General features: G+C 45.1%; 14 protein-coding genes. 5 read left to right on the forward strand and 9 right to left on the reverse strand.

Annotation, left to right across the window (positions count from 1 at the left end):
• Positions 1-158 precede the first annotated feature (158 nt).
• Positions 159-806 (forward strand): hypothetical protein, encoded by a 648-nt coding sequence (locus tag QUE24_RS08195; protein WP_286303376.1) that lies wholly within the window; start codon positions 159-161, stop codon positions 804-806.
• Between the two features lie 36 nt (positions 807-842).
• On the opposite strand, the gene QUE24_RS08200 is transcribed toward QUE24_RS08195, so the two are convergent.
• From QUE24_RS08200 to QUE24_RS08210, 3 genes are all read right to left on the reverse strand, one after another.
• Entirely contained in the window at positions 843-1,115 is a 273-nt protein-coding gene (locus QUE24_RS08200; protein WP_286303377.1) for a type II toxin-antitoxin system RelE/ParE family toxin, read from the reverse strand.
• Entirely contained in the window at positions 1,115-1,387 is a 273-nt protein-coding gene (locus QUE24_RS08205) for a type II toxin-antitoxin system RelB/DinJ family antitoxin (protein ID WP_286303378.1), read from the reverse strand. Before QUE24_RS08205 ends, QUE24_RS08200 begins: the two co-directional genes overlap by 1 nt.
• Before the next feature lie 309 nt (positions 1,388-1,696).
• The gene (locus QUE24_RS08210) at positions 1,697-2,077 is read right to left on the reverse strand and encodes a hypothetical protein (protein WP_286303379.1); all 381 of its coding nucleotides are present in this window, start codon (positions 2,075-2,077) and stop codon (positions 1,697-1,699) included.
• 198 nt (positions 2,078-2,275) lie between these two features.
• Here QUE24_RS08210 and QUE24_RS08215 point away from each other — a divergent pair, with 198 nt between their 5' ends.
• Positions 2,276-3,217: an alpha/beta hydrolase gene (locus QUE24_RS08215; RefSeq protein WP_286303380.1), complete on the forward strand. Its 942-nt coding sequence runs from the start codon at positions 2,276-2,278 to the stop codon at positions 3,215-3,217.
• A gap of 130 nt (positions 3,218-3,347) precedes the next feature.
• Here QUE24_RS08215 and QUE24_RS08220 read toward each other — a convergent pair whose 3' ends face one another.
• Positions 3,348-6,164, reverse strand: a complete 2,817-nt coding sequence (locus QUE24_RS08220) for a mechanosensitive ion channel domain-containing protein (RefSeq protein ID WP_286303381.1) — start codon at positions 6,162-6,164, stop codon at positions 3,348-3,350.
• A 254-nt stretch (positions 6,165-6,418) separates the two neighbouring features.
• On the opposite strand from QUE24_RS08220, the gene QUE24_RS08225 reads away from it, so the two are divergent.
• Positions 6,419-7,519, forward strand: a complete 1,101-nt coding sequence (locus tag QUE24_RS08225) for a M23 family metallopeptidase (protein WP_286303382.1) — start codon at positions 6,419-6,421, stop codon at positions 7,517-7,519.
• 190 nt (positions 7,520-7,709) lie between these two features.
• Here the strand turns inward: QUE24_RS08225 and QUE24_RS08230 are convergent, their stop codons facing one another.
• A complete protein-coding gene (locus QUE24_RS08230) occupies positions 7,710-9,347 on the reverse strand; it encodes an inverse autotransporter beta domain-containing protein (RefSeq protein WP_286303383.1) in 1,638 nt (545 codons plus the stop codon).
• A gap of 333 nt (positions 9,348-9,680) precedes the next feature.
• Here QUE24_RS08230 and QUE24_RS08235 point away from each other — a divergent pair, with 333 nt between their 5' ends.
• Positions 9,681-10,466, forward strand: coding sequence for a response regulator transcription factor (locus tag QUE24_RS08235; protein WP_286303384.1), 786 nt, complete (start codon positions 9,681-9,683; stop codon positions 10,464-10,466).
• Positions 10,467-10,665: 199 nt separating this feature from the next.
• Here the strand turns inward: QUE24_RS08235 and QUE24_RS08240 are convergent, their stop codons facing one another.
• The 4 genes from QUE24_RS08240 to QUE24_RS08255 are packed head-to-tail and all read right to left on the reverse strand — an operon-like array spanning position 10,666 to position 15,049.
• Positions 10,666-11,679 carry an ABC transporter ATP-binding protein gene (locus QUE24_RS08240; protein WP_286303385.1) on the reverse strand — a complete coding sequence of 338 codons (1,014 nt, stop codon included), beginning with the start codon at positions 11,677-11,679 and terminating at the stop codon, positions 10,666-10,668.
• Positions 11,676-13,202 carry an ABC transporter permease gene (locus QUE24_RS08245; RefSeq protein ID WP_286303386.1) on the reverse strand — a complete coding sequence of 509 codons (1,527 nt, stop codon included), beginning with the start codon at positions 13,200-13,202 and terminating at the stop codon, positions 11,676-11,678. The genes QUE24_RS08240 and QUE24_RS08245 overlap by 4 nt, the downstream gene beginning before the upstream one ends.
• The gene (locus QUE24_RS08250; RefSeq protein ID WP_286303387.1) at positions 13,199-14,236 is read right to left on the reverse strand and encodes an extracellular solute-binding protein; all 1,038 of its coding nucleotides are present in this window, start codon (positions 14,234-14,236) and stop codon (positions 13,199-13,201) included. The genes QUE24_RS08245 and QUE24_RS08250 overlap by 4 nt, the downstream gene beginning before the upstream one ends.
• Positions 14,237-15,049, reverse strand: a complete 813-nt coding sequence (locus QUE24_RS08255; protein ID WP_286303388.1) for a hypothetical protein — start codon at positions 15,047-15,049, stop codon at positions 14,237-14,239.
• A 416-nt stretch (positions 15,050-15,465) separates the two neighbouring features.
• On the opposite strand from QUE24_RS08255, the gene QUE24_RS08260 reads away from it, so the two are divergent.
• A complete protein-coding gene (locus QUE24_RS08260) occupies positions 15,466-16,521 on the forward strand; it encodes a succinylglutamate desuccinylase/aspartoacylase family protein (RefSeq protein WP_286303389.1) in 1,056 nt (351 codons plus the stop codon).
• Positions 16,522-16,529 lie beyond the last annotated feature (8 nt).

Here is a 16,529-nt window from a genome sequence, read left to right on the forward strand (position 1 = left end):
AAAATTTGGCCTTATAACTCTGTGAATAAGAAATTACTTTTATTAATAAACAACAAGTTATAATTTTTGGCGAGGAATTATAAGGCCGCCTGTTTAATATTTATTATGAGGCCACTGGCCTCATAAAACACACTGTTAGTCATTACTATGAGAAATTCATGAGCTGGGAAAAAGAAAAAGTAATACTTATTGTATTGGGGGTGATTTTACTGGGAGCAATGTGTTTTTTGCTTGGAACTGCTTTAGGCGTTTCTATAGATCGCGGTAACTTCACAGAAACATTGCTACCAGTGCTTTCAGTTATAGGCTCATGGGTATCTGGTGTTGGGGCATTAGGTGCCGTTACAGTCGCGTTATGGATCGCAGAGAAGCAGCGTCGTAGCGAGAAGGAAGATCTTGAGCTTGATTTTGGCTTCGTTATTGTTCCAGGATTTCAAGAGGCAGTGTTGATGATTTCGGCTGTTTCAGTTGGAAAGCGACCTTCTGAAATTAATTCCATATCGGTTTATGGCAAAAATGCCACCGTCATAATGCATGTAGCTAGATTTCTAAACGTGAGTAGCCAACTGCCAACGAATCTAGGCTATGGAAAAAAGGCTAACTTTCTGTGCGAAGAAGGATTTGAAATTCATATTGGGGAATATTTGAACACATATTGTGATGGAACCTCTAAGGACCTAAAGGTATGTGTTAGTACTACTACTGAGAATTTTATATACATTCCCGATGAATCAATGAAAAGTGCCCTCGATTCTTTTGCTAAAAAAGCAGGGCGGGCACCTGAACCAATTAAGAAAAATGGCTAACAAAGCGTTGCACCGGATTAACCGGTGAACGCGGCGTTACCGGAACAATTCGCTATGCGTTCCGATTCTTGCAAGTTTTAAAGAATCTGTATCAATTTTATAAATTAAAACTAAGTCAGGTTTAATGTGGCAATCACGATAGTTTTTCCAATCACCTGATAATGGGTGATCTAGATATTTTTCAGATAAGGTTTTGCCAAGTTGTAGTTGTTTTATGACGTGACCCACTTCAACGATATCGGGTATGGATAGTTTGGCAATTTTCTTAAAGTCTTTTTTAAATTGTGTTGAGTATTCGAGCTCAAGCATCAACGAAGCTTTCCAATATTCAAATTGCTAAATAATTCTTCAACATCTTTAGCAGAACTGGCATTGCCAGCTTCAAGCTCAGCAATAGCAGCGGCGGTTATCTCATTGGGTTGGCGCACTTTAAGTTCAAAAGGAATACCACCATAATTAACCACCGCTTTGGCAAATAGCTTTAGCGCCTGGGAGGTGCTTAATCCCATATCTTCGCATACGTTAGTAAATGCCAATTTGGTATCGGCATCAATTCGGGTGCTTAGCATTTCTGTCTTCATGTTGTCACCAAAAGTTGTGTATTGTCATACAGTGTATGACAAATTGTAGCAGTTGATATGCAAAAATCAATAGTTTCAGAGTAGTTGATTTATCAGGCCACTGGCCGCATAAAACATACTGTTATGTGATTAAAGGAGGTCTCTGTCATGGACGTTCACAATTTTGGAATGCACGCTTTTCATCAACAAATGGAATTACAGCGAATAGAAAGAGGTGCTGTATATCACTATAGAAATCCTGTAGTTAAAGCCTGCAAAGCTCTATGAATATGTCCAAAAGTTTGAACAAGAATTAGATGATGAGCTCTTCTAACGTACCGCAGAATCTAACTTCGTTACTTTTGTAGGGTTCTCAACACGGCACTGCTCAGGCCTGTGTATCATCGTTCTATTAATAATTGATGTTTGCATCATTTTATTTGGGATCATAATGTTTGCAACATAGTCCAAAGTACAATTGCACTGCGGTATTGTTCTGAGGCTAAGTGACTGAATTCTTGGGTCACTAACACCTTTTACGCAATCGTTATAATTTCTGACAATCGGCCCTGTAAAAGCCTTACCCGCGCCTTCAGGTAACATTGCCAAGATTTCAGCTTCTGTATGAACCTTGCTATCGTAAGTTTGTTGTGCAAAAGCTGCAGATGATGTGGCAAGTAAAAATAATGATGTAAATAAAATGGTTTTCATTGTGAATCCTTCAAAAATTTTATGAAGTATAGTTTGGATAACCCTTTTACAAAGAACAGCTTATACTGCTTTATGCTAAATAGAGTAGTAATCTTCTAAATTATCTTCTGCTATATACGAATCTGATAAATCAATAGTGTCAGCAACGGTCTTAAACTGAAAAACAAAGAACAAAACCGTCATGAAAACAGTATCAACATGAAATTCTATTTATTGGTTGCTTTGTTCTTTTTTGCTAGTGATCTGTTTGCTGATCAAACAGAAACCATCATTAAGTTGAAAACCGAGACAGGAATACTGGAAGGCTCCCTCATGATTCCCACTGGAAATAGTCCAGTGCCTGTTGCATTAATCATTGCAGGCTCGGGGCCGACGGACAGAGATGGCAATAACCCTGCGATGAAGAATAATTCTCTAAAAATGCTGGCAGAGGCGTTGTCTGAAAATGGTATTGCCACTCTGAGGTATGACAAACGAGGCATTGGTAAAAGCCAACAAGCGGGTGTAAATGAGAGTGAGTTACGGTTTGATCATTACATTTCAGATGCGAAAGACTGGGTAGCGTTATTAAACAAGGATGAGCGGTTTAGTGGCATCACAATCATAGGACACAGTGAAGGTTCATTGATTGGCATGGTGGCGGCTCAGGAAAGCTGTGTGAAAAACTTCATCTCTATTGCTGGCCCAGGTCTTTCGGCAGATAAGGTCATATTGGAACAAATAGAGTCACAATCGCCGCAAGTTCTAACTCGTGTATTACCCATCATTGAGCGTCTTAGGCAAGGCAAAATGGTTAATGACGTTAATCCGCAACTGTATGCTTTATTTAGGCCGAGTGTGCAGCCTTACATGATATCTTGGTTTAAGTATGACCCCACCGAAGAAATAGCCAAACTTAAGATGCTAGTGTTGACTATCCAGGGGTTGAACGACATTCAAGTGAGTGAAGCCCAAGCAAAAATGCTAGCCAAAGCTAACCCTCATGCACAGTTGAAGCTGGTTGATGACATGAATCATATTTTCAAACAGTCGGGGACAAGTCGGGCAGATAATCTTGCTAGCTATAATCAGCCCGATCTACCCATTAATCCTGTCCTGACTCATGTCATCACTGACTTTGTTATGAAAAATGATAAATAAGAATCTACATTAGCTCATAAGCAAAGCCGTACAGCGCAATAGCAGGTTTTTGATACAGGCTGATTGGCTTCAAAATTAATGGTGTCTGACTAACTGAAATAAAACGATTCAGATACGATTGAAAAATCGATTACGATGACTCCTTTGATAGAACTGGTTCACCCTCAGATACTGGTGCCGTGCGGATATGAATGTCACGTTGCGGAAAGGGAATTTCTACTTCAGCATCTTTAAGTGCATTGGTAATGGCGGAGTGCATTTCATGTGATAACGGCATAAAGTCCATTATGTCTCGTACAAAAGCTCTCACCTCAAAGTTTAGTGAACTGTCTCCCAAGCCCACACAAAATACGGCGGGTGCAGGTTCTTCCACCACTCTTTCATTGTTTACCACCACCTCATGCAGAATGTCACGTACTTGATCGACATCTGAACCATAGGCAACACCAACTCTAATAATGACTCGGGTAATTGGATCTGAGAGCGTCCAGTTGGTTAGATCTTGGGTAACGAAGGTTTTATTGGGGATAATTTGTTCTTTTCGGTCCCAGTCGACCAGTGTGGTTGCCCTAATGCGAATACGGGATACGGTGCCAGTTGTTTCTCCTATTGTCACCGTGTCACCTACGCGAATTGGACGTTCAAACAATAAGATAATACCGGAGACAAAATTAGCTACAATTTCCTGCAAACCAAAACCAAGTCCGACCCCCAAGGCGGCAACTAGCCACTGTAGTTTGGCCCATTGCAGGCCGATGACGGCAAGTGCTGCGCCTAAACCGATTAATACAATGAAATAGGTGACTAGCGTGGTAATAGCATAACCCGCACCTGGCTCAAGATTGATATGACTCAATATGGTTACCTCAAGTGTGCCTGGCAGGTTACGGATTGCCAAAAACGTGCCTACGCCAATCAGTAACGCCAGCATGAGATCACCAAGGGTAACGGGTAGGGAGCTTTCACCCTCGATATCAGTGCTGATGGTCCAAAGCGTAATATTGTCAAAAACCTGTAGGGCAGGTATCACGTCAGCCCAGAAAATCCACAGTACATAAGTCGAGAGTACAACGGCCAATATGCGGACAAGTGACTTACTTTGCTGACTGATATCTGCCAGATCCATTTCGGGCATGTTAAGCGTAACTGGTACACCTTCTCCCGAGTTTTCTGCGGCCTCCCGGGCTTCGGCCAGTTTGCGTTCGGCAGCACGTTGCTCAAGCAAACGTTTAAGAGTCATTCGTCTTTCTCGCACAGACATGCTGCGCAGTGCCAGGTAATATAAGAGCATCATAAAAGCGAGCCAGCAGGTGCTTATAAACATCAGTCCTTCCAGCTCGACGGCGGTGTAGTGATAGCCCCATAGTGAGGCTATGGCGAGCAACAAGGGTGTGGCCACCAATAGCTGCTGTGTTACTTTCAGAAAAGCCTTGTCATGCGCTAATTGCCGTAAAGCGGTCATCACTCGGTAAGCGAACCAAGCGAGAGCCAGTGACGCTACGGTAAATAGCAAGCGGCCTATACTGTCACTGTAAATCGTGCCTTCTGGTGTTTCCATTGTTGGCAATATAATCACTACCGGGAGCAATACCGCCAGTAACATAGGGATCTGCTTTCGAATAGCTGCCAAAGTGGTGCCGTTCCAGTTGAAATGTCTTTCACCCAATCCATTTCGACGTGCGACGGAATTTAATACACCTAGTAGAAGCGTCATAAAGGCGGCATCCGAAAACCCTGATGACAATGCAGCGATGAAATTATTGCCCTCTTTGAGCATCAGAGCTGCGGTAGATAATGCGATTACTCCTGGTAATGCCAATAAGAAACTCAACAGTAATGCTTTGAGTGTATTTGAAAACCTGTCATGACTGACGTTACCCACATCCTCTGCTGACTCTGTCAGCTTGGTTAACATAGTACGACGTCGTACTAATAAGATAACTAATGTCATCAGCAGCATTACGATACCGATGCTTCGCTCGGCTAAGGAGTTCTGCATGGCGTCAAAGAATGGCTTAATCTGAAAAGCAGAGACAAACCATACTGTTCCCTGATAAAGCTCTTTGATTGTGTGTATATCGACACGTACAGCACTGGGAAGCCAAAAAAGTCGTTGCTGTAATAGTTCTTGATAGGCTTCAAAACGTTCTTGGAGTTCGACGACAGTATTGTAGTATTCATCGAGAACATCGATATGTTTTGTCACGACAGCATGGAGCTCAATGACGACTTCCTGACGGGCTTGTCGAAGTCGAACTTGAGCCGTCGCGTCAGGGTCTTTAATCGCCTCGTACTCTTCGAGTCGAAGTTGTTCTTCCCGTGCTGCAGATAGCTGCTCACTAATGCCTTGGGTTAAGCCGCTGGCAATTGTCTGGCTTCTAAGGCGTTCCAATCGTTGACGAAGCAATCGCGCATAGTCATACGTTAGGTTAAGGCCAGCCTTCTCAAGTCGTAACTCAAAACTGCGGTACTCATTATCCAGCCGTTTCAGTAATGACTGGGCATGAGCTAGCCGACTTTTGCTGCTCTCCAACGCTGACTGGCGCTGCTCCAATGACTGGCGAAGGTTTTGTATCTGCTGACGAATATCATCGTGTTGAGGCGACGATAATTTACTTTCCAGTGGAAGCTCTGGCTCGGGATCAAGTGTTGGCTGGACTGGAATAGCAGAAGGTTTTGGTAGTGGTTCTTCCGCTTTTTTCTCTTCACCGGACTCGTTGCTCTCAGTGGCTTGCTGATCACCCGAATTTGCAGTGCCTTTTGTGGTTTGCTCCGTGCCAGATGATAATAGATCCACGACTCCTGCTGTAGCGGTATGGGACAGCACTAATAACAAACAGGCTAGAAGCAGTACGGTAATAAAATGAATGTTGTTGGATGACGGTATGGCTGTCATTTGTGGCAAAGCCTGTTTAATCAGAAATGTGATAGTGTAACGATAATACATTCAATGTTGGCAAGTTTGGATTACATTCATCACCAAAATTCCGCATGTTTAAGTGTTATATATTTGGCTTATTTAATGCTCGATAACCTGATGGATGATTAATAGCAGTAATCAATTAAACTAAGACCTTGTAAACTGGTTGTTTTTCACAGTCACTCTCTCAACACTTTAACTTCAATTAATACCTCTCCGAGCATTTCACCTTACAGTTTGTCTTAACAGTGAGTTCACAAGACAGTAGGTTGAATATCTGTATGAATGATCCGACAAAAGCATCTGACAACGAAGAAACGCCTGTACCTGAACAGGGTGAGATGAATCAGGTGGTGGATAATAAATCGTCTGCCACTGAATCTGCCAAGCCTTGCAAACGTGTGATGCGTTTCTGGTTACTGTTTATTGTGTTATCTGGTTTGGTGGTATTGCTCAGTGTTCGTGATGACCTGCGTCAAAATGCTGTTGAGAGTAGTGAACAGGCAGTTCACTACATTGCCTTCGATATGCTGGGTTGGTCACCGCGAGAGCTGTTTATCTGGCGTTTAAGGATGGCAGGATTATTAGAAAGTCCATTAGGCCAACGCTGGACACATGCAGTTGATCGAGCCAGCAAAAAACCAATACAAGCTGGTGCTCAATATCGTACTACTGAGACTTTTGAAGATGATGAAGTGGAAGCCCATATTTATCAGGTCTCATTAGAACGAGGTGAAAAGCTGGTATGGCAACTCACACGACAGGATACGGCTGATAGTCGCTTATACGCCAGCCTGGAACGACGCAAAAGAAATGATGAACACTGGACGACAATAAGTCATCTAGAGGCAGAAGGCGACACCCAGACGAGAATCGCATCAGCAGCTGGCGATTATCGCGTTGTGTTACAGCCCGAGTTATTTGCCAAAGTCGATTATTCCTTAGCCATGGCGAGTGGTGGTTCATTACCTTTTCCTGTAGAGGGCGCTAAGCAACGGGATATCGGTAGCGTTTTTGGTGACCCACGTGATGGCGGTGCCAGAAAGCATCATGGTGTCGATATTTTTGCTAAAAAGGGCACGCCTGTTACGGCTGTGATTGATGGTTACGTCCGTACTGGGACCGGTGGATTGGGGGGCAAATACGTCTGGTTGTCAGGTGGAATGTTTGGTTTAGGCAGCGCCCGATATTACTACGCTCATCTGGATGACTTTGCTGTTGAATCGGGTGATAAGGTTAAAAAAGGTGAGGTTATCGGCTATGTGGGCAACACGGGTAATGCCAGAACCACGCCACCTCATCTTCACTTTGGGATCTACGCTGGTGGCCCAGTTGATCCTGAGCCGTTTCTGAAGCCTCAGCCAGAATTGCCTGCAAGCTGAGTATCGTCTAAACAATATAGATTTCATTATTTTTAGATGAGCGAGCAATAAGAATCAAAGTTCTGAGTTTAAATGCATCAGGACTTTGAGCCAGATATTTTTTTGAATACACCACCTACGCATAAAACAGCAGTTGCTCGTGTTAGGTTGGCAAAGAGACGAACTTTTTTACTGCCCAACACGATTTAGCTTAGGGTGGGCAGAGATTAATGCCATTGGTCTCAATTGAGCCTGTAATGGTATAGCCGCCAGAGATATTACAGGTGACGAGGTTTGATGTATTGCCTGTTCCCGAAAGGTTATTAATCGTCACCCCCGTCCCGAGAAAGTATGTCACCCATTTACTCACTGGGGATGTGCCTGCCATGTTCAGGTTATTATTAGAAAAGTCGATATTGGCGTTATTATTGAGAATTTGTAAGACCGCACCATTATAACCATTGGCGATAAGGTTCATTTTGTTATCACGTACGGTGACATTACGGCTATTTCTTATCGTTAGAATAACTGCTGATGAGCCACTACTCACCTCTGAGGTGAGCGTGTTGTTCAGAATCTTGACATTCTCTTTGCCCTCTATTTTGGCGATCATTGCTGAAGATGAATTTGTTATTTTGGCTTTCACACCGATAAGACTGCTGTTATCTGCCATCTCAAAAAACCGGAATAAGCCACTGCCATTATTATCGCCTTCCCCTGAGAGGCTGGCTGATGGTGTGGTAATGCTGACGGTTCTTCCTGAAGGAGTTTTGACCTTAAGGTTTGCAGCCCCCAGAATGTCTTGGCCTTGCTGTACTGTCGTGAGGGTATTTACCCCGTTGTAATCACCGTTCAGGATGACGGTCGTGTTTTCACCTGCGTTAGCAATGGCGGTACTGACATTATTGCCATTAACGCTGTCATCAAACAGCACAATGCGTTTCCCATCGGCGGTTTCGCGAATCACTTCTGGCGAGCCATAACTGCCTCCCTGGCTGACCACATCGACATCGCGGACAACAGGATCTGTCATCCGTTGCTCCATTGCTGTCAGCGCTCGACTTGATCTAGCCTTTGTGCCCCCCAATGGAATGCTGAGTCGCAACATGGCAAAACGCTGGCTGCCACGCGGATCGTCATGCTGGTATTCCAGCCCCAGCGATAAACGCGAACCTCTCGACAAGAAAGGTAATGCGTTGAATTTCATCTCTAATCTTGCGCGTGGTCCCTGGATGGTTTCTGCCCGGCTGTCGGTAAACCGGTAACCACCGGCATAGATACGTAATTGCTTATCGTCCTCGGAAGAAAATACGGGTATACGCCAACCGATTTCAGCGTCGTAACCGCTCATGGAACGTTCTTCACCGGCACGATAGGTGATAGCTGTGCCGGAAAAATCGACCGTGTCTAAACTTTCTTCAAAGTGGCGAGTTTCTCCTACGGGGATATAGGCATTGGCGCGTAAATCCCAGTCCATCGACAAGGCTTCGACACCTAAGGTCACTTGGTTGAAGAAATTGTCATAGGGGCTTTTACGACGGTCAAAATAGCCATAGCCACCGAGGTTCCAACCATTGTCCAGCATGTGCCGAAGACCCACACTGATGTTGCCTTCATAGCTGTCATCGTTATCCATTCGACCGCGCAGATTGGCAAACAGCAGGCTGTCGTTGTTTTGCCAAAGCGGTATCAATAAATCTGCTTCACCCAGGCTACGCTCGTTACCCAGTTTGCCTTCAAAGTCGATGCGTGGCTGCCACTTATCAGTTGAGGGGGCTGTTTCAGCTTTGGCGTCAGCGATAGTGACAAAGCTGGCGGTGAGCATGAGAGAAAGCAGTGTTTTGTTCATCAATGTTCCTTACTTCTGAGTTTTCATTTGATGCTGGCTGAACATCAGCATTGAGAGTGTGGAGAGTTGCATCCATGCCTTTAGCCGTGCATTATCGATATGTAATGCAGCATATTTTTGCTTTTTCGCCGAAAATCCTCACAGAATTTCGATAAATCAAAGATTTTCCAAAACAAAAAAGTTGTTATTCGGTTAGAACAAACGGTTTAACAATTTGGCTGAAATGGTTTTGCGTATTAAAGCGAAAATTCAGACATGCATATTAGGTAAAGACACAACGCGGTGATAGTCACTGATTAGTGACACTTTTGATAATTAAGTATAGAAACACACATGGAAGACGCTCAAAAACAAGCCATTCATCAACTTTGGGATGAGATGGCCGCTAGCAGTGCATCTCGCTCATTGGAAATGCTGGATACCACACTGCAAAGACTGGCCGATCTGGTTGATGCTCAGCAGGCCTACTGGATAGGCTCGTTAAGAATTGAAGCTATTGCTGAAAATGACCCAGCCTCTGGCTGGCGAGCTCGCCACAATTATTATCTGCATCATACCGCCGAACGTGAAGCTGTTCGCAAAGAACACTACCGTCTGCTCGATAGTGGACAGGTTGATCCCAGCATTCTTGCTAACCTTAAGAATGCCGGCACATTCAGAATCAATATTAAACATGAGATGGTGCCACCAGAATGGTTTGAGTCGGAGATTTATAAAAAGCTGTTTGTGCCATTTGATATTCGTGATGTCATTTTCGTGGCCACACCAATCAGCCCTGATGTTGAGTCCTGGATGGTGTTTGAACGCAGCGGTAAAGATTGGGTAAATTTTGGTGAAGCAGAACGCCAGTTATTGGATTATGCCGTGCGTCCGACAAAGTGGTTCCAAAAACAAGTCACATTGCATCATGGTATTTATCTCGCCGAAGAAACACTGACTGCAGCTGAGCGTCGGGTGCTGAGTGGCCTACTCACTGAGAAAACAGAAGCCGAGATTGCCGATGAACTGGGCCTAAGTCACAGTACGGTTCACACATATTGCGTTCGAATATGTCGAAAGTTTGGTGTGCGTGGTCGTAATGGGCTTATTTCATTATGGCTTGGCGAAACACAAGAATAAACTTTCTATCCAAGAGAAAAATCTGAACACTTTTTTCAGTGTGTCATGCCACTGAAATCGGAGCTAGTCAGGCATCATCAGAATGGTATCCGTTCAGTGTTAGAACGCCACAATCTCGTCTTATTTAGGACCTGTTATTCGCTCAGCGTGGCGAATCCAGAATCACATTTATCGCTTTCTAACATCGTAAAATTGGTGTTTAGCGCTCGAAAACGGCTAGAGGATGTGTCGTAATGATATGCATCATCACACGCTGACCTGGTTCTGCGATGTTTTCATGACTGCAACGAATTTTCACCGTTGCTCCAGCATCGGTTTTGACTCCATATAGACGAGCACTGCCTTCATAACGACTCCAGATAATTTCGCCATTACCCGCTTCGTCGAGCGTTAATGAGAGATCGTCAGGTCGAAGTAATAAATCCACCTCACCTTGTGCATCATTGACGGGGGAGGCTGGTGCATTACCTAAAGCAGTGGCGACAATGTTACTACTGGTATTAAGTGTGCCGGGTAGAAAGCTGGCATCACCGAGAAAACGAGCTACAAAGCGACTTTGTGGTTTACTAAAGCAGTTTTCTGGTGTGTCGATTTGTTGTAGTTTGCCATCTTTGAGAATGCCAATCCGGTCACCGACAGACAGGGCTTCTTCCTGATCATGGGTGACCCAAATGGCTGGTACGCCTGCTTCTTTCAGTGCCTGACGAATTTCCCAGCGTAAATCATCTTTTAAGGCTGCATCCAGATTGGAGAGTGGCTCATCCAGCAACACAAAGGCAGGCTCATGTGCCAACGTTCTAGCTAGTGCCACACGTTGTTTCTGACCGCCAGAAAGGTTCGCCGGTTTGACATCACGCCAAGGCGTTAGGCCCAGTAATTCGATCCAGTAGTCGGCTTTAGCATTGTCTTTCAGTTTGAAGCTGACATTCTCTATAACGGTCAGATGGGGAAACAGTGCAAAGTCCTGAAACACCATACCAACCTGGCGTTTTTCCGGCGCGATGGTTTTAGTGGCAGTTACTGTGTGTGAGCCCAGCTTAATCGTGCCATCAGAAATAGGAATAAGCCCAGCTAATGCTTGAAGAATGGTTGTTTTACCGCATCCAGTGGGGCCAACCAGTGTTAACAGTTCAGCGTCACCGAGTATAAAGCTAAGGTTATCAACCACTTTTTTCTGTCCGTAATGGACAGAAACATTCTGCACTTCAATCATGAGAGAGAGGGTTCCTCTTCGATGATATCCGTCTGGTTCCAGCGCTCACCATAAAACATGATGGCCATGGCCAAAGCGGAAATCACTACTAATAACAATCCGGGAATGGCTGCCTGACCAAAATAACCGGCTTCATAAACGCGCCATAAATAGGTGGCCAGCGTTTCAAAATCGAGCGGGCTCAGGATCAGCGTTGCCGGTAATTCTCGCATGACTTCAAGGAATACCAAAGCGGCACCGGCAACGATGCCGCGAATGCTTAAGGGCAAGGTAATGCGACGAAACGCTTCTTTTCGGCTGGCCCCTAGTAAACGAGCCGCTTTTACCAGACTGGGATCAAGGCGTTCGGAAGTCGAACGAATGGAACCAACCGCTAGTGGCAGAAAGCGCATCACATAGGCCAACACCAATAAAGCCAGTGTCTGATAAAGAAAGGAAAGCTGTAAGCCGACATAGACCAGGGCGGTGCCCATGACAATACCGGGCACACCAAAACCAAGGTAACTCACACGCTCCATCAGACGACCAAACTTACCACTGATGGCAGCCTGTGCGACAGGTAAGGCAAAGATGACAGTTGCGATGGCGGCGAAGAAAGCCGCATAGGCTGAGTTCCAGGCATAAACCAGTTCAAAGTTACCGGCACCTTCACGCCATAACCAGATGCAAAACACAGCCAGCGGTAACAGGATAGATAAGGCAATTACAGGCAGAGAAGCCAGCAACATTGCGGATGTGCGAAGTTTACCCGGCCATAAGGTCAATGATTTACCCGGTCTTTCGTGTGTGCCTTTAACGCGCGACTCAAGAAACAGGATAAGACCCACAATCACCAGCAATTGCAGTGATAGCATCGCCGCTTGGCTGAGACCGAAGCTGTTGTATTCCACATAAATCATGCGGGTAAAGGTATCCAGCCCTAAAATGGCTGGCGTACCAAAGTCAGACAGGGCATACATAGCTGCCAGTAAAGCGCCAGCAGCAATACCATTGGTGATACGCGGTAAAACGACAGACCATAGACTACCGAGCAGCGACATACCTAACGTGCGTGCGGCATACACCAAACTGGCATCAAGACTAAGCAAAGAGGCACGCACAGTCAGCATGACAAAAGGATAGGTGTATAGGGCCATCACCACACTCGATCCAAACAGGCCATCAAAACTCGGTGTAGTCAGACCGGTGAGTTGTTCTATTTCGCCACCGGGTCCAAAAGCGGCATAAAGCGTGAAAGCGCCAATATAGCTGGGAATGGCTAAAGGGGAGGCCAGTAAAACCAACCAGAATTTACCCCAGGGGAGTCTGACATACGCAGTGAGTAATGCCAGCGGAACACCAATTAAGACAGCACCTCCAGCGGTGAACACCATCAGGGCTAACGTATTGCTAAGAATCTCGAGATTACGAGCATCAAACAGCTGTGGGCTGTCGGATGCCAGTGAAATCAATACCACAACAGGCATTAACGCTATCAGCGCAATGATCAATGCCAGAGGGTAAGACGGAGACCATCGCTTCATAAAACGCCGACGTTTCGCATCAAGTCGATGGTCGGACGCAAGTCACCCAGACGGGTTAAATCAATTTGTGGCGGATTAATGCTGTTTAATTTTGGTAATCCCTCTGGCGGATGGACGCCAGTCACAAGTGGAATTTCACAGGCTTCTTCAGCAAGGTAAGACTGCACTTCTTTAGTTAATAAATAACGGATGAAGTTGACCGGTAAATCACCTTCCTTGAGTGCCAGAATGCCAGAAGCATTAACCAGACAACCCGCATCGTTATTGGTGAAAGCCAGATCGACATTCGCATCCGGCTTACCTGCTTTTAAACGCAATGTGTAGTAATGATTAGCCAAACCGATATCTACTTCACCTCGTTCCACAGCCATTACTACACCGAGTTCACCTGCGAATTTTTTGGCTTTTTGGTTCATGGCTTTTAGCCAGTCAGCAGTCGCTTTATCACCCTCCAGAATTCGCATGCCGGTAATAAAAGACTGAAACGCCGCATACGCCGGGGCCCAGCCGACACTCAAGTCGGTATCGGGTAAAGCCATAATATCGTCTGGGATTTTATCGGCAGTCAATTTCTCGGTATTAAACGGAATGGTTCTGATACGACCGGTAATAGGCACCCAGTCAGGAAACTGGAATTCATCACGCAGTTGGCCTGTCAGATCCTTGGGCAGTGGCTGTGCAAGCTCGGCCGATGTGACCATGCCCACCGCGCCAGAATCGACGGCCCAGAACAAATCTGCCCGACGGACACCAGCCTTAGCTTCAGCAAGGATGGCATTGGTCAGAGAAGCCGTCGGTCCACGACGGATGCGTAACTTAAGATCAGGGTTACGCTTTTCAATGGCTTTGATGACATTTTCATACAGTCCACCCTCACCGCGACCAAGGTAGAGGGTTAACTCGCCTTCGAGTTTAGGTAAATCCTCAACCGACATCGCATTTGCAGGATCGGCGAGAACTTGTTTAATACTCAGTGGCAATGCACCGGCAGCGGCGAGCGCTGCCAGAGATTGTATGAATGTTCTACGTTGCATTTAGAAAACGTCCTTTCTCTCTTCCGCCGATTTTTCGAGTAAATCATGCGCTGTATCGATTTTGCCTTTCATCGTGTTCACAACTTCGCGAACTTCATCCAGGCTCTGGCCCTTCTGAATCGCTTGTGGCAGCACAACATTAAAATCTTTTTCCAGATCTTCTACCAGCCCGGCATCCAGTGAAATCAATTCACCTTCAACACCTTCAAACAGGTTCAGATAGGTATCGTGCACAATGCTGACAGCTTCTTTATCTAACTGCTCAGCATATTTGGCAACAACGCGATCCAGACGACCTTTGATCGCTTGAAGTGCTTCCAGAGAATTCGTTGGGTTGGCTTCAGTCGTGGCGACTTTGTCAGTCAGGCCTTTGTCTTGGTATTGAGCCGCTAATTTTACTGCACCTAGGGCTTGCCATAAAGATTGTTCGAGGAAACGTTGTTGAATACGGATGTCTTCAATCGACTCTTGTTCTTCCAAGGCATCCTTCACACCGTATAAACCCTGCCAAATAGAAGCGTAAACAGGAACATAATTGGTTTCGATAGCGGAATGGAATTTCACCTCTTCCCAGTATTCAACGAGTAATTCAGGTTTGGCTTCTTCTACACCACCTTTCTGATAACGGCTAATCATTTCTTCGACTTTTGTATTCAGCCACTTCACTTCTTTTGAGTAATTATCGAGGTTGTCAGATAAATGATTGACGTGTTCACCGACTGGGCCGTTAGCGAAAGTAACAGGGGCTGTAAATAATGCAGCAGCGCCTAACAACGCTATAAGATGTTGGCGTTTGAACCAATTAATCGTCATCGTTTGTATCTCCTGGAGTTGCGATGGGTTTTTGATTTAAGGTTATTTTTGATAATGATACTTATTTCTATTACCAGGGTAAACTAACTATTGTCTGGATGTTAGCTCAAATGGTGTGAGTTTTTTGCAAACTTGGCATTGTGTTTACACCAGATTGCAGGCTTCGACCTTATTTCGCGAGCGTTGTTTCATTTTGTTTGAGATATATAGGTTGCTTATACAAACGATAGGAAAGTGAATCACCCGGTGACTGAAAAAAGACGCCATGTTTGGCTAATGGAGCAGGCAAGCAATAAGTTTTGAGTGAGACGTTCAGTGTGCATTTTCAATATGGTCGCTATTGACAGTCATGCTATAAGTTTTTGAAGCATTTCAACTCCAACACTTTTTTATGACTTCAGGATGTCTGAATTAAGATGATCAGCAAGAAATATAGTTTTGATTTTGTCAGCAAATACTTGTGGCTTTTTAGTTTATTACTTAGCAGCGCCGCTTTTGCACAATCACCCTTTGAGCTTGCTGATGTGCTTACCGAGGCGGGGGAATCACATTCCTATATGGCCAAAGAAAAAGACCTAGAAGTGCCTGTTACCGTCATTCATGGTGCGGAGTCCGGTCCAGTTTTATTGCTAACGGCTGGTATACATGGCGATGAGTTTCCCGCTATTTTGGCCTTGCAACGTTTACGTGAAGAAGTCGATGCAAAGCAGTTAAAAGGTACGTTGATTTTGGTGCATCTAGCCAATTTACCGGGCTTTCATGCTCGCCGTGTTGCTCTGCATCCAGCGGATAATAAAAACCTGAATCGTGAATTTCCGGGTGAGAAGAATGGCACGCCGACCGAACAGCTGGCTGAATTTTTCACCCGTGAATTCATCAGTAAGATGGACTTCCTTATCGATATGCATTCCGGTAGCTGGAATCAGCAACTACTGCCACACGTTTATTCCCCCTTTGTAGATAGCGAAGAATTGGATGAGCTGACCTTTGAGTTTGCTAAAGCGACAGGTATGCAACATATCGTGATGTATGGTGAACGACCACGTGATCCAGCGAATTCAATTTCTTATCCGAATACGGCGATGACGCGTGGAAAACCAGGACTGACCACTGAAATTGGTCATCTGGGTCAAAGTGATGAAGCGTTTGTTGAAGCGACGCTTGAACTGTCACGTAACGCGCTCTATTTTCTGGATATGTTGCCGGGTGAGCCGACCCCGCATCCAGCCCCTGTGATTTATGACAAACTGAAATCAGTCGTCAGCCCTGTTGATGGTTTATTTACTCCCCGCGTTGAAATTGGCAGTGTGGTAGAAAAAGGCACCATCGTCGGTGAGGTGAGAGATTATTTTGGCAATGTGGTTACTGAGTTAACTTCTCCAATAAACGGCACCGTGATGATGATTAACGAAACCCCACCTGTTAAAGCGGGTGAAAGTCCAGTGACAATTGGGATAGAGCAGGAAGTTTAAGTCAGCAT

This window comes from Methylophaga marina, assembly GCF_030296755.1.
Classification (GTDB): domain Bacteria; phylum Pseudomonadota; class Gammaproteobacteria; order Nitrosococcales; family Methylophagaceae; genus Methylophaga; species Methylophaga marina.